The organism is Blautia sp. MCC283, assembly GCF_018785565.1.
GTDB lineage: Bacteria > Bacillota > Clostridia > Lachnospirales > Lachnospiraceae > Blautia_A.
Map to the genome: position 1 here is coordinate 41,421 of NZ_WQQB01000068.1, position 13,385 is coordinate 54,805.

The 13,385-nt window shown below is 45.8% G+C and carries 13 protein-coding genes; 11 read left to right on the forward strand and 2 right to left on the reverse strand.

Features of this window, described 5'->3' with window-relative positions:
• Window positions 1-741, reverse strand: coding sequence for a lysophospholipid acyltransferase family protein (locus GPK81_RS15955; RefSeq protein ID WP_021976972.1), 741 nt, complete (start codon window positions 739-741; stop codon window positions 1-3).
• A gap of 142 nt (window positions 742-883) precedes the next feature.
• On the opposite strand from GPK81_RS15955, the gene GPK81_RS15960 reads away from it, so the two are divergent.
• From GPK81_RS15960 to GPK81_RS16000, 9 genes are all read left to right on the forward strand, one after another.
• Window positions 884-1,303 (forward strand): protease complex subunit PrcB family protein, encoded by a 420-nt coding sequence (locus GPK81_RS15960; RefSeq protein WP_021976973.1) that lies wholly within the window; start codon window positions 884-886, stop codon window positions 1,301-1,303.
• A 27-nt stretch (window positions 1,304-1,330) separates the two neighbouring features.
• The gene (locus GPK81_RS15965; protein WP_174088084.1) at window positions 1,331-2,899 is read left to right on the forward strand and encodes a DUF3794 and LysM peptidoglycan-binding domain-containing protein; all 1,569 of its coding nucleotides are present in this window, start codon (window positions 1,331-1,333) and stop codon (window positions 2,897-2,899) included.
• Between the two features lie 114 nt (window positions 2,900-3,013).
• Window positions 3,014-3,895 carry a 4-(cytidine 5'-diphospho)-2-C-methyl-D-erythritol kinase gene (ispE, locus tag GPK81_RS15970; protein ID WP_021976975.1) on the forward strand — a complete coding sequence of 294 codons (882 nt, stop codon included), beginning with the start codon at window positions 3,014-3,016 and terminating at the stop codon, window positions 3,893-3,895.
• Window positions 3,885-4,586, forward strand: coding sequence for a GntR family transcriptional regulator (locus GPK81_RS15975; RefSeq protein ID WP_021976976.1), 702 nt, complete (start codon window positions 3,885-3,887; stop codon window positions 4,584-4,586). The genes ispE and GPK81_RS15975 overlap by 11 nt, the downstream gene beginning before the upstream one ends.
• 73 nt (window positions 4,587-4,659) lie before the next feature.
• The gene (locus GPK81_RS15980) at window positions 4,660-6,165 is read left to right on the forward strand and encodes a spore germination protein (protein WP_178744580.1); all 1,506 of its coding nucleotides are present in this window, start codon (window positions 4,660-4,662) and stop codon (window positions 6,163-6,165) included.
• Window positions 6,162-7,847, forward strand: coding sequence for a GerAB/ArcD/ProY family transporter (locus tag GPK81_RS15985; protein ID WP_215707342.1), 1,686 nt, complete (start codon window positions 6,162-6,164; stop codon window positions 7,845-7,847). The genes GPK81_RS15980 and GPK81_RS15985 overlap by 4 nt, the downstream gene beginning before the upstream one ends.
• A 106-nt stretch (window positions 7,848-7,953) precedes the next feature.
• Entirely contained in the window at window positions 7,954-8,199 is a 246-nt protein-coding gene (locus GPK81_RS15990) for a hypothetical protein (protein ID WP_021976979.1), read from the forward strand.
• A 59-nt stretch (window positions 8,200-8,258) separates the two neighbouring features.
• Complete coding sequence (gene murI, locus GPK81_RS15995; protein ID WP_215707343.1) at window positions 8,259-9,080, forward strand: glutamate racemase; 822 nt, start codon at window positions 8,259-8,261, stop codon at window positions 9,078-9,080.
• 9 nt (window positions 9,081-9,089) lie between these two features.
• On the forward strand, window positions 9,090-9,536 hold the full coding sequence (locus GPK81_RS16000; RefSeq protein ID WP_021976981.1) for a DUF1934 domain-containing protein: 447 nt from the start codon (window positions 9,090-9,092) through the stop codon (window positions 9,534-9,536).
• Window positions 9,537-9,597: 61 nt separating this feature from the next.
• Here the strand turns inward: GPK81_RS16000 and GPK81_RS16005 are convergent, their stop codons facing one another.
• On the reverse strand, window positions 9,598-10,038 hold the full coding sequence (locus GPK81_RS16005) for a type IV pilin (RefSeq protein ID WP_021976982.1): 441 nt from the start codon (window positions 10,036-10,038) through the stop codon (window positions 9,598-9,600).
• 242 nt (window positions 10,039-10,280) lie between these two features.
• On the opposite strand from GPK81_RS16005, the gene GPK81_RS16010 reads away from it, so the two are divergent.
• Both GPK81_RS16010 and GPK81_RS16015 read left to right on the forward strand, forming a co-directional pair.
• Window positions 10,281-11,792, forward strand: coding sequence for a polysaccharide deacetylase family protein (locus GPK81_RS16010; protein WP_021976983.1), 1,512 nt, complete (start codon window positions 10,281-10,283; stop codon window positions 11,790-11,792).
• A 51-nt stretch (window positions 11,793-11,843) separates the two neighbouring features.
• Entirely contained in the window at window positions 11,844-13,370 is a 1,527-nt protein-coding gene (locus GPK81_RS16015) for a polysaccharide deacetylase family protein (RefSeq protein ID WP_021976984.1), read from the forward strand.
• The last annotated feature ends 15 nt before the right edge of the window (window positions 13,371-13,385 follow it).

Here is a 13,385-nt window from a genome sequence, read left to right on the forward strand (position 1 = left end):
TCACACCAGCTCTTTGTTTTTAATAAGCATTTCTTTGATAATATTCTGAGTATACGCACCCAGGTGACGCTGAGTATCCCGGTCAAGCTCAGATGGAATGATTGGTTTGCCGTACTCAATTACCACATGAGTAGGAGACATCTTTGGAAAATTGGCTTCCCAGATGTTTGCGGAATTGCTGATCGCGATAGGAATGATCGGACTCTTTGCTCTGGTTGCGATCTTGAAACTACCGTCATGAAATGACAGCATATCGGTTTCATCTGCGTTTTTGTTTCTGCTTCCTTCCGGGAAGATGCATACGGAGATTCCGGATTTTACATAATCTGCCGCCTGAAGGATGGTTTTCAGTCCCTGTTTGATATCCTCTCTGTCAAGGAAGAGGCAGTAGAGGTTACGCATCCAGTTGGAAAGCAGCGGGTAACGTTCCATTTCTTTCTTTGCAACATAACCGGTACGGATCGGGCAGCGGCTGTAGGTCAGCAGAATGTCAAAATAACTTCTGTGATTCGCCACATAGAGAACAGCCTGATCTTTCGGGACATTCTCTTCACCGATGACGGTGACCTTGGCACCTGTGATCCACAGGATAAATTTAAATATGGCCTGTACCATACGCAGAGAGCTGATATCCTTGGTCATTGGAGAGAATTTGCCGATGATCCATTCCACCAGAAGAACCGGGATCGTCAGCACCAGATAAGCGATGACAACGATACAGACAAGTATAAATCGAATCATGTCTTCTGTCCTTTCTATATTGTGATGCAGTTTTGCATCCTGACACCATTATACGAAGAATTTTCGATAGTTGCAATAAATCTTTCCCGGATTACATAGAATAAATACTGAGTAATGCAGGCTGCTGATAAAAGAGGGGATTATGAAAAGATCAGTTTTTCTGCTAATTGCTGTAATAACGGCTTTTCTGCTTTCCGGCTGCCGTTTCGTCCGGATCGAGGAGGAAGAGCGGAAACCGGTTGCCTATACAGTGGTAGAAAAGTCCGATATCCCGGAGGAACTTTCCCGGATCATGGAAGAAAAAAAGGAAAAAGAATTTCAGTTAAGTTATGAAACTGGAGAAGACCTGTATCTTGCAAAGGGATATGGCCGGCAGATGAGCGGAGGTTACAGTATCCAGGTGGAAGAACTTGGAGAATCCGGTAACGGGCTTTTTTTTGTTACAAGACTTCTTGGCCCGGAAGATCTGAAAGAAGCCGGAGTACCATCGTATCCCTGTATTGTGATAAAAACCTCAAGGCAGAAAAAACCGGTAACGTTCACAGAGGGAAGCGGCAGGTAAAAAAATTCTGAGAAAGGGGAAACGATTGTGGAATTAAAGAAGGAGATCATGCAGATACTGAAAGAAAAAAGCAGGGCAAAAAGCCAGATCACTTTTGATGAAGATTTTAATGTACCAGATGCGAAACCGGATGTGGGAAGGCTGATCCAGTATAAAGGAAGGATCAGTATGGATGATGTCCATCTCGCTGACGGAAAAGGGATCCTGAGAGGAGATCTGCAGGTAGATATTCTTTATGTGGGAGAAGAAAACGGAATTATCAGCAGCATTACGGCAAAATTGCCGTTTGAGGAAACACTGAACCTGAAAGACATTGTAAATGGAGATAAACTGTGCCTGAAGTGGGAGATTGAGGATCTTACCATCCGGCTGATCCATTCCAGAAAGCTGAATATCAAAGCACTGGTAACATTTTATGGAGCAGTAGATGAGACGGAGCAGGTTCGTCTTCCGGTAGCGCTGGATGCTACGGATATCTCTGTCAGAAAGAAAACAGTCCGATTTCTGGGACTTACCGTACATAAAAAAGATACCCTGCGTGTTAAGGATGAATATACCATTGCTTCCAATCGTCCGGACATTTCCGGCCTGATCTGGTATACCATGGATATACGGGGACTGGATCTGAAACCGGAAGAAAACATCGTAAAAGCAAGGGGAGAGCTGACGGTTTTTGTACTGTACGAATCAGAAGATACAGAGACACCGGTACAGTGGCTGGAATATTCACTTCCTTTTTCAGGAGAAGTGGAATGTCCGGATTGTACAGAAGAATTGATCCCGGATATTGAAGTTTCCGTGATGCACCAGAGCCTGGAAGTAAAGCCGGATGCAGATGGAGAGGAACGGATACTGGTTTCTGATGTAGTGCTGGAACTGGATATGAAATTTTTCCGGGAGGAAGAATATTCACTGGTTACAGATGTGTATACACCACTTCGGGAATGCGTTCCGGAAGGGAAAAATGAAGTTTTGGAAAAACTTCTGGTGCGGAATTTCTCCAGATGCCGGATCACTGACCGCATTCAGGTAAAAGAAACCCAGGGGAAAATCCTCCAGCTCTGTCACAGCCAGGGAAAAGTAAAGATCGATAAGACCAGGATCGTGGAAAACGGAGTGCAGGCAGATGGAGTGATCATGCTGAAGATCCTGTATATTATCGGAAACGACAGTATGCCTTTTTACTCCATGGAGGCCATGATCCCGTTTTCTCATGTGGTGGAAGCGAGAGGAATCCGGCCGGACAGCAGCTACCGGTTAAAGGCAGAACTGGAACAGCTTTCTGCAGCCATGGCGGACGGAAATGAGATCGAGATCCGGGCGTCAGTGGGCCTGAATCTTCTTGCAGTCATCCGGGAACCCGTATTTATCATTGACAAAGTGGAAGAAAAACCTCTGGATATGAAAAAGATCCAGGCTATGCCGGGAATCCTGATCTATATGGTAAAACCGGGAGATGAGCTGTGGGATATCGCAAGAAAATATCATACATCCATTGAAGAAATCTGCACTCTGAACGGGCTTAAGGAAAATCAGGAGCCATCTCCGGGAACACCGCTTCTTGTGGTGAAAAAAGTAGAAGGACAGATCAAATGAGAAAAAAACAGCAGAAAATGAAAAAAGCTGGAAAATTTTGCTGTTGAAAAGACTGCAAAAATCATATAAAATATACATATAAATACTGTATACAAAGTACAAATGGAGGGGCTTATGCGTTTAAAAGCAATGGCAAAGATCAATCTCGGACTTGATGTTCTGGGGAAGAGAGAGGACGGCTATCATGAGGTACGCATGATCATGCAGACCATCCGTATGTATGATATCCTGGATATCAGAAAGACGAAACGGCCGGGAATCGTGCTGACAACCAATCTTCCGTTTATTCCCACTGACAGCCGAAATCTTGTATATAAAGCAGCAGAGATGCTGATGGAAGAATTTGAAATAGAAGAGGGACTTTCCATTAAACTTCGCAAGTTCATTCCGGTAGCGGCAGGTATGGCAGGCGGAAGCTCTGATGCTGCGGCTGCATTTGTAGGTGTGAACCGGATGTTTCATCTGGGCCTGACGGAAGAGCAGCTGATGGAGCGCGCAGTGAAGGTAGGAGCAGATGTTCCGTACTGTATTATGCGTGGAACAGCCCTTGCAGAGGGAATCGGTGAGAAGCTGAAGCGACTTCCGAAAGTTCCGGAATGCTATGTGCTGGTAGGAAAACCGGGAATCAATGTTTCCACAAAAACCGCCTACGAAAATCTCAATCTGGCAGGAATCGGGAAACATCCGGATATCGATGGACTTATCAGGGATATTGAGGACGGTGATCTTTATGCCATGGCATCAAAAATGGAGAATGTATTTGAGCCTGGAATTATCCGTCAGTATCCTGTAATTGGAAATATCAAAGAACTCATGGAAGAAAAAGGAGCGCTGAAAGCGGTGATGAGCGGAAGCGGTCCAACGGTATTTGGTATTTTTGATAACAGAGATAAGATGGCGGCGGCAGCCAGAAGTCTCAGAAAGAGCGGACTGGCAAAAACAGTATTTGCCACGGATATTTACAACAGGGATGGAGGAGTTACAAATGACAAGTGATTTTTCTGTGGATATGAATGAGTATCTGCCACTTCGGGATGTTGTTTTTAACACCTTGAGGCAGGCAATTCTGAAAGGAGAACTGAAACCGGGGGAGAGACTTCTGGAGATCGCTCTTGCAGAGCGTCTGGGTGTCAGCAGAACACCGGTGCGTGAGGCCATGCGTAAGCTGGAGCAGGAAGGCCTTGTAGTGATGATCCCACGCCGGGGAGCCCAGGTTGCAAGCATCACCGAAAAAGATCTGAACGATGTTCTTGAGGTGCGTATCGCGCTTGAGAATGTAGCCATAGAAAAGGCATGTAAGCTGATCACAGAGGAGGAGCTTGGACGGCTCTGGGTAGCAGCCAAAGAATTCGAGAAAACAAAAGCAGAGGGAAATCTTGTTCGTCTTGCGGAGGCGGATGTGGCGTTCCATGAGATCATTTACCAGGCTTCCGATAACAAGCGTCTGAACCAGGTACTGAATAATCTCCGCGAGCAGATGTACCGCTACCGTGTGGAATATCTGAAGGAAGAGCAGACCAGAAATCTCCTTGTCAGCGAGCATGAAGAACTGGTAAAAGCGATCCGGGAGGGTGATGTGCAGAAAGCACAGGATATTTCTTTTCACCATCTGGAGAATCAGAGAATGGCAATTATCCGTACCATCCGTGCGGAAAATGCTGCCAGAGAATCCGAGAAAAAAGAATAAGAACCGGATATCCGGGGATATTAAGAGAGATGCCACTGGCATCTCTTTTTTATTGGAAAAGGATGGTGAAGCTGTGGAAGAAAAAAAGATTTCAGTATCTCTCCATGAAAATGAATCTTATATCCGGAAGCGCTGTGAAAACTGCGATGATATTCTGATCCGGCCCATGCGCCTGGGAGAGGGTCATAAAGTGGACTGTCTGATGGTTTATATTGAAGTGGCAGTTTCCAACATGATGCTGGACGATTCTGCCATTGGAAAGATGATCAATCATTTCTGGGAAATTCCGGAAGAAAAGATCCGGGAATTTATTCGGAGAAACAGTCTCGGAATTGCGGATGTGGAAGAACTTTTTTCCATGGAAGAAGTCTTCGGGGCGGTTCTTTCCGGAAATGCGGTTTTCTTTATGGACGGTTATGACAGGGCCATGAAGATATCCAGCAAAGGCTATCCGGGGCTGGATGTATCAGAAGCGGAAACGGAAAAAGTGCTGCGGGGTTCCAAAGAAGGCTTCTGCGACAGCGTAAAAACCAATGCGGCCCTTGTACGGAAGCGGATCCGGGATACCCGCCTTAAAGTGGAACAGCAAAATATCGGGGTGCGTTCCAACACGGTGGTGCAGCTTCTGTATGTGGAAGATCTGGTGCACGAAGAACTTCTGATTGCGGTGAAGGAACGGCTGGAATCTTTTACTGTGGATGGAATCCTGGACAGCGGAATGCTGGAGCAGCTGACAGAAGAAGCCTGGTATTCGCCTTTTCCACAGTTTCAGACAACCGAACGTCCGGACCGGGCGGCACAGGAACTTCTCAATGGAAAAGCCGTGCTGCTCTGTGACAATTCACCGGTGGCACTGGTGATTCCAGGTGCGTTTAACAGCTTTATGGAAAGCAGCGAGGACTGGTATAACCGTTTTGAAATGACTTCATTCCTGCGTGTGCTGCGATATCTGGCCATGGCTGTGGCAACGTTGCTTCCGGGACTTTATCTGGCTGTGATACGGTTTCACACCCAGATCCTTCCGGCCAATCTGATCCTTTCTTTTGCACAGGCAAGGGAAGGAGTGCCGTTTTCCAGCGTGGTGGAGCTGGTGTTTCTGGAGCTGTCTTTTGAGCTGATCCGGGAGGCGGGCGTACGGATTCCCGGAACTCTTGGAAATGCCATCGGGATTGTTGGAGGCCTGATCATTGGACAGGCAGCTGTGGAGGCTAATCTGGTAAGCCCCGTGGTGGTAATTATTGTGGCATTAACGGCGCTTGGATCTCTGGCGATCCCCAATGAGGAATTTGCGTCTGCGTTCCGGCTTCTGAAGTATGGATTTCTTTTTCTGGGAGGATATCTTGGCATCTTCGGAATTGTGCTGGGACTGTATCTGACAGCGGCACATCTGGCAGGACTTTTAAGTTTTGGTGTCCCATATCTGGTACCCTTTGTAGAAAAAAACGGCCAGGCGGAAACAGGAGGAAGAATTTTGCGCCAGCCATTCCGGAAACGGAAATTCCGGCCGTTGTATGCAAGAGATGACCAGAAGCGCAGACTGCGGACAAAGCTGTGGAGGCAGAAAGGAAAAGGATTATGAGATTTGCAGAAAACAACAGGATTTCCCACAGACAGCTTTTCCGGCAGATCATACTTGTGTTTCCGGCGCCTTTTCTTCTGTGCCTTTTTAAAAACGGAGAAATGCTGGGAGTGAATGCTATGGCAGGGACGATCCTGGCGGCGGTGCTTCTTTCATTTTATGTGATCTGGCTGATCCGTCTTGCTCCTGCTTATGGAGAACTTTCCAGAATGACAGGAAATATTACTGTACGGTTTATTGGACTGTTATTTCTTTTATATGTAATCTTAAGTGCGGCTTTTCTGGCGGATCTTCTTGCAAAAGTAATTCCACAGAGTCTGATCAGCGGGATTTCCGGGAAATGGCTGTCTCTGCTTGCTGTGGCAGCATGCAGTCTGGGAACGCACCGGGGAATGCAGAGAAGAGGAAGGATTGCAGAAATTTCCGGTGGAATTTTTCTGGCAGGGATTCTCCTTCTTATGATTTTGAGTGCAGGACAGGGAAAAGCGGAATATTTTCTGGAAACCGTGGAGGGTACCGGTAGCAGGTTTTCCGGGAAATGGATGATCCGGGATGTGTATGCATTTCTCTGTGTTTTTTCCGGAGTGGGGCTTCTGCCTTTTGGGCTTGAAAAAGTAGAAAAACAGGGAAGTGCCAGAAAGCCGGTGATCCTGGCCTTTCTTACCGTGTGTGGAATTGTCCTTGGTATGCAGGTTCTGCTTCCTGCTGTATTTGGAAAAAACAGGCTTCTGGCGGAAACATATCCGGTGCTGCCTCTTCTGGACGGGGCAGATCTTCCGGGAAATGTGCTGGCAAGATTTGATGTGATCTGGATGGGATTTCTGGTGTTCGGGCTTCTTTTTTCTCTGGGAAGTCTTTTTCATTACGGGAATCAGATTGCGGAAAAAACAAAGCTTGGAAGTGGACGGTACTGGATTCCGGCAGCAGGGTGGATCCTTTCGCTCTACGAAAGAAACGGCGCCGGGATAGAAAAGTATTATGGATGGTATCTGGCATATATTTTTGTGCCGCTGCTTCTTGTGGTCCAGATTTTTCTCAGTGTGGAAAATAAAGGCCGCTGGAAGAAAAAAGCGTTGTCTGTGAGCCTGTTTTTCTTTGTAAGCCTTATGGGAACCGGGTGTGCGGCTGTGGAACCGGAAAAAAGGATGTATCCGCTGGCACTGGGGGCCGGCGTTTCGGAAGAAGGCTTTGTGCTGAAGTATGCCATGCCGGATATGAATGTGACCACCGGGCAGGAAAAGCCGGAAGAAGATCCGGTTTCCGTACTGACCCTTGCGGGCAGAAATTTTCAGGAAATCGAGAAAGTCTACAATCGTTCCCAGGAAAAATTTCTGGATCTGGGACACCTTCAGGTAGTGATTCTGGATGAGAGCATGCTGACAGAAGAAAACAGAAAGGCTTTTCTCGAATATCTGAAGCAGGAAGAACATGTAGGCGAAGATGTGTACATGTTCCGGACCGGAATGCTGGGAGAGGTTTTTCACTGGAAGGGAGCAGAGGAAAGTTCTGTGGGTGAATATCTTCAGGGAATCCAGGAGAACCGTACTACCGGGCAGCAGAAAAAAGGAGTGACTTTGAGAGAGGCATATCATCAGTTTTACCAGGACGGAACATTACCATGGATTCCTTCTGTATGGGTAAATGGGGATCTTCTGGAAGTGGATTATGGAAGTGCTGAATAAACAGGCGATAAACTGTCAATAATGCAGATATTCTTAAAAAGATGGCAGGTACCATCATCTTTGGACAGGATTATCAGAAAGAAGATTTTGGCAGGAGGTTTTACTCATGGAGCATATAAAGATAAAGAGTCGTATTCATATATTAAAAAGAACAGGATGGGCCATTCTGCTCGTGTCGATGATCCTTGCAGGCGGTATCAGAGCACAGGACACATTTTCTTCCCGGGATCCAAAGGTTTATGCCTGGTGGGGAACCATCTATCCGGAATTCTGTTTTGAAAAAGTGGAGGATAACGGGGAAAATAAGCCGGTGAAGATTTCCTTCTGGCTTGCGAAAGCGCTGGATTGGTGATACAATATTCCAACGAGTAATTATAGCGCTCGATTAATTATTTCAGGAGAATAAGATCAATGAATATAGACAGAAACGCACCGGTTGGTGTGTTTGATTCCGGTATCGGAGGATTGACGGTGGCCCGTGAGATCATGCGGAATCTGCCGTCCGAAAAAATTGTATATTTCGGAGATACAGCCCGGGTTCCATATGGAAGTAAGTCCAGAGAGACAGTTATCCGTTATTCCCGCCAGATCATTCATTTTCTGCAGGAACAGGAAGTAAAAGCCATTGTTGTAGCCTGTAACACAGCCAGTGCTTTTGCTCTGGATGCGGTAAAGGATGAACTGGATATCCCTATTCTCGGAGTGATCGAAGCCGGTGCTAAAGTGGCTGCTGAGGAGACCAGGAACAAGAGAGTAGGGATCATTGGCACAGTAGGTACGGTAGACAGCGGTATCCATGCTTCCTATCTCAGGGAGCTGGATCCGGAGATCACCGTGATCGGGAAAGCATGTCCGCTTTTTGTACCGCTGGTGGAAGAGGGATGGTATCATGATCCTGTCACAGAAGAGGTTGCAAGAAGATATCTGAAGGAACTTCAGGATCAGGAGATCGACACACTGATTCTTGGATGTACACATTACCCGCTTCTGCGATCTACGATCCGTAAGATCATGGGGGAGGATGTCCGGCTTGTGAATCCGGCCTATGAGACTGCACTGGAACTGAAGAAGCTTCTGGCAGATCTGGATCTAGCAAGTGATGAGGCGGCACAGGAGGAATTTCCGTATCGCTTCTATGTAAGTGATCTTGCCGAGAAATTTAAGGATTTTGCCAATTCCATCCTGTCATATAATGTAGAGAAAACACAGAAGATCGATATTGAGAAATATTAGGAGAAAAAAATGCAAAAAGAAGTTTTGATCCATGTAAGAGGGCTTCAGATGATGGACGCACAGGGAGACCAGGAGCCGATCGAGATCGTCGTAGCGGGACAGTATTATTTCCGCAATGGTTCTCATTATCTCAGATATGAGGAACTTCTCGATGAAACCGCTGAACCTACGATCAATTACATAAAAATGTCAGAGAAAGGTCTGGAAGTAAGTAAAAAAGGTCTGGTAAATGTCCATATGGTATTTGAGCAGGGTAAGAAGAATATGACTTATTATTCCACACCGTATGGAACACTTCAGATGGGAATTGCCGCCACAAACCTGGAGCTTATGGAGAGTGAAGAGAATCTTCAGATGAAAGCAGATTACGCGCTGGATATGAATGAGGAACATGTGGCAGACTGTTACCTGGCGATCCAGGTACAGCCCAGAGACTGTAAGGATTTTGTCTTATAAAAAATAACCGCCGTGTATCAGGGAAAATTCCTGAAACCACGGCGGTTGCTTTATATTCGGATTATTTACGGAATCTTGAGAGGAAACCTTTTTTCTTCTTCTGTGGTGTTTCAAGAGAACCACGGATTCCTTTTACGCCAACGATGTAAAGACCGCTGACTTCGGCTTTGATCTCTTTCTTAACCGGGATCAGATCGAATACTTTCTCATCTGCGATGAGGATGCTGATCTTCGGACCAACTTTAGCTTTTACGATCGGAAGTTTGGAGCGGCGCATAAGCTTCGGTGTCTGGTCAATGACCATCTGTGGAAGTCCGGAATCTTTCAGTGGCATCCGCTTTTTATCGATGATCAGCATGGAAACTGTCTGCTTGTTGGCCTGGATCTGAGCCTGCTGTTCGTCCTGTTTTTTCTGAGCTTTCTTTCCGAAGAAGTAGAGTGCGATTACTGCTGCGATCAGAATAACGAGGATGACCAGAAGAACAATGGTAACTGTACTCATTTGAGAATCCCCCTGTATGTATATTTGTTTCGCAATCGGTTACATTACGTACAAAACATTTTAGCATTGTTTTCTTAAAAAGGCAAGATAAAAGAAAAGCGAAAAAGACAGGAGGAACGGTGGAAATTTCAGTATTTACAAGGTATAATGAATGTGCTGCGGTTTACAATACAAACCGCAGGATAGATGGATATTCAGATACAGACAATGTATTTATACACAACAGATGGAGGAAATAAAGTATGGAAGAGAAAAAACACCGGAAACCCAGACCGGAAATGGGAACTCCGGAGTATGAGGAATGGCGTAAACGTATGCTGCAACGCCGCAGAGAGAGGCTGAAACGGGAACGCAGGAAACGGCTGATCGCCATAGGAGTGGCAGCGGTACTGATCGCAGGTGGAGTGTCGGCAGGCGCAATTGCTTTAAGCAACAGGTTTGCTTCCGGATCAGACAGGAAAGTGGTAACTTCTGATACGAAAAAAGAAAATAAAACGGAAACGGGAACAGACTCCGGCGAAGCAGTTTCTACAGAGGCTTCCGGTGATTCATCCGGTGATACAGTTTCCGGCGATACTCTGGCGCAGGCGGATCTTCTGGCTCAGCAGTATGATTATGATAAAGCCATTGATCTTCTGAAAAATGATCCTGCTTATGGCTCAGACCAGAAGATGCAGGCAGCTGTAAAAGAATACGAAGATACAAAAGCAACATGTACAGCATGGCCATTGGAACAGGTGACACATGTCTTTTATCATATTCTGATAAAAGATACATCCAAGGCTTTTGACGGAGATTATAAAGAAGCGGATTATAACCAGGTTATGACCACGATCGATGAGTTCAATAAGATCACTCAGACCATGTATGACAAGGGCTATGTCATGGTAAGCATTAAAGATATGGCAAAAGCAGATGAAAACGGCAATATCACAGCAGGAGAGATCCTTCTTCCGCCGGGGAAAACGCCGTTTGTCCTCTCACAGGATGACGTGTGTTATTATCATTACATGGATGGAGATGGATTTGCCACAAAACTGGTTGTGGATGAAGAAGGGAAGATCCGCAACGAATATGTGGAAGATGATGGAAGTGTGTCTGTAGGTGATTACGATATGGTTCCGCTGATCGACCGTTTTGTGGAGCAGCATCCGGATTTTTCCTACCGTGGTGCCAAGGGAATCGTGGCACTCACCGGATATAACGGAATCCTTGGATACCGTACAGATGAGAGTTATGAAACCCGCCCGGCAGATCTGGACGAAAATAAAGTACAATGGCTCGATGCACATCCGGATTTCAGCCTGGAAAAGGAACGGGAAGGGGCGAAGAAGGTTGCCGATGCCATGAAAGCAGAAGGCTGGGAATTTGCAAGCCATACCTGGGGACATCAGAATGTAGGTCAGATCTCTCTGGAGAAACTTCAGGAAGATACCGAAAAATTCAAAAAAAATGTAGATCCGCTGATCGGGGGAACGGATATCATTATTTTTGCTTTTGGAACAGATATAACAACAGAACCAGAGTATTCCGGTGATAAATTCGAATATCTGAAGGGACAGGGATACAATTATTTCTGTAATGTGGATTCCAGCCAGTATTATGTACAGATCCGGGACCGCTATTTCCGTCAGGGAAGACGAAACCTGGACGGATACCGGATGTATTATAATCCGGAACTTCTGGAAGATCTTTTTAACGCAAAAGATGTTTTTGACCCGGCAAGACCAACGCCGGTACCACCGATGGGATGATCGGATTTTGAAAGATACGAGGGGACTTAAAAGAAAGGGGCTAGTTATTTTATGAAGAAAAAAATTGCAGGGGTCCTGACAACAGTACTTGCAGCATCACTTTTTGTCAGTGGAAACGCACCAGTTACTGTTCAGCAGGATAATATGACCGCACAGTCGCAGGACAACGAGGATACGCAGTCAGATGAGGCAGATGCGGAAGATACACAGTCGGATGAGGCAGACGCAGAGGATACACAGACTGAAGTGGAGGAAGAAGAGGCTAAGGTAGCAGCAGATCCGGAAGACCAGCCGGCAGCAACCGAGACACCGGAAGAAGAGAAAGAGGCTGAAAAAGAAACACAGAAACGTGAGAAGTCAGAGGACACTTCCGGCAGTACTTCCTCCAATGAAAAGGCACTTCTCGCAAAGGCAAAGAAACTGGCTCAGCAGTATGATTATACAGGAGCGATTTCTGTTCTGAAGAACAACTGGAAATTTGCCACCAGTGATAAAATGCAGAAGGCAGCTGCTTCCTATATGAAAAAAAGAGATGCCTGTGTAGAGTATCCTCTTGAGCAGGTGACACATGTGTTTTTCCATTCCCTTATCGTAGACACCTCTCTGGCTTTTGACGGGGATTCTGATGAGGCAGGATATAATCAGATGATGACGACAGTCAGTGAGTTCAAAAAAATGATCCAGATTATGTATGATAAGGGATATGTTCTGGTAAGCCCTCACGACATGGCGGTAGTGAATGATGACGGAACCATGAGCAGAGGCAAGATCATGCTTCCGGAGGGCAAGATTCCTTTCGTACTTTCTGAAGATGATGTCAGCTATTATCATTACATGGATGGAGATGGATTTGCCACAAAACTGGTGATCGATGATAATGGAGACATTAAATGTGAATATAAAAAGGCTGACGGAACGGTTGTGACCGGCGATTACGATGTTGTGCCGATCCTGGATTCTTTTATTAAGGAACATCCTGATTTTTCCTACCATGGAAGAAAGGGAATCCTGGCAATGACCGGTTATGACGGAGTGCTGGGATACCGTACAGATGGTGCATATAAGTCAAAAAAGAACCTTCAGGACGACCAGAAAGCTTTTCTCAAGGCTAACCCGGATTTTGACTATAATAAAGAAGTAAAAGCAGCCAAAAAAGTGGCAAAAGCCATGAAAAAAGACGGCTGGGAATTTGCAAGCCATACCTGGGGCCACAGAAATGCAACTTCTTCTACTGCGGCTGAACTGAAAACAGATAACAAGAAATGGGAGAAATATGTAGCACCGATCCTTGGAAAAACCGACATGATCATTTTTGCCTTTGGCGCAGATATCGGCGACTGGGAAGGATATACCTCTGATAATGCCAAGTATGAATATTATAAGAGTCGTGGCTACCGCTATTTCTGCAATGTAGATTCCAGTCAGTATTTTGTGCAGATTACAAGTGAGTATTTCCGACAGGGAAGACGGAACCTGGATGGTTATCGTATGTATTATAATCCGGATATGCTCAGCGACCTGTTTGATGTATCTGAAGTCTGGGACGATTCCAGACCGACACCGGTTCCAGAAATGTAAGGAAATAGATTTTAC

What these genes read in the sequence shown, in the direction of transcription:
- GPK81_RS15955 (WP_021976972.1), bottom strand. Translation starts at nt 741, where the DNA reads ATGATTCGATTTATACTTGTCTGTATCGTTGTCATCGCTTATCTGGTG.
- GPK81_RS15960 (WP_021976973.1), top strand. Translation starts at nt 884, where the DNA reads ATGAAAAGATCAGTTTTTCTGCTAATTGCTGTAATAACGGCTTTTCTG.
- ispE (WP_021976975.1), top strand. Translation starts at nt 3,014, where the DNA reads ATGCGTTTAAAAGCAATGGCAAAGATCAATCTCGGACTTGATGTTCTG.
- GPK81_RS15975 (WP_021976976.1), top strand. Translation starts at nt 3,885, where the DNA reads ATGACAAGTGATTTTTCTGTGGATATGAATGAGTATCTGCCACTTCGG.
- GPK81_RS15985 (WP_215707342.1), top strand. Translation starts at nt 6,162, where the DNA reads ATGAGATTTGCAGAAAACAACAGGATTTCCCACAGACAGCTTTTCCGG.
- GPK81_RS15990 (WP_021976979.1), top strand. Translation starts at nt 7,954, where the DNA reads ATGGAGCATATAAAGATAAAGAGTCGTATTCATATATTAAAAAGAACA.
- murI (WP_215707343.1), top strand. Translation starts at nt 8,259, where the DNA reads ATGAATATAGACAGAAACGCACCGGTTGGTGTGTTTGATTCCGGTATC.
- GPK81_RS16000 (WP_021976981.1), top strand. Translation starts at nt 9,090, where the DNA reads ATGCAAAAAGAAGTTTTGATCCATGTAAGAGGGCTTCAGATGATGGAC.
- GPK81_RS16005 (WP_021976982.1), bottom strand. Translation starts at nt 10,038, where the DNA reads ATGAGTACAGTTACCATTGTTCTTCTGGTCATCCTCGTTATTCTGATC.
- GPK81_RS16010 (WP_021976983.1), top strand. Translation starts at nt 10,281, where the DNA reads ATGGAAGAGAAAAAACACCGGAAACCCAGACCGGAAATGGGAACTCCG.
- GPK81_RS16015 (WP_021976984.1), top strand. Translation starts at nt 11,844, where the DNA reads ATGAAGAAAAAAATTGCAGGGGTCCTGACAACAGTACTTGCAGCATCA.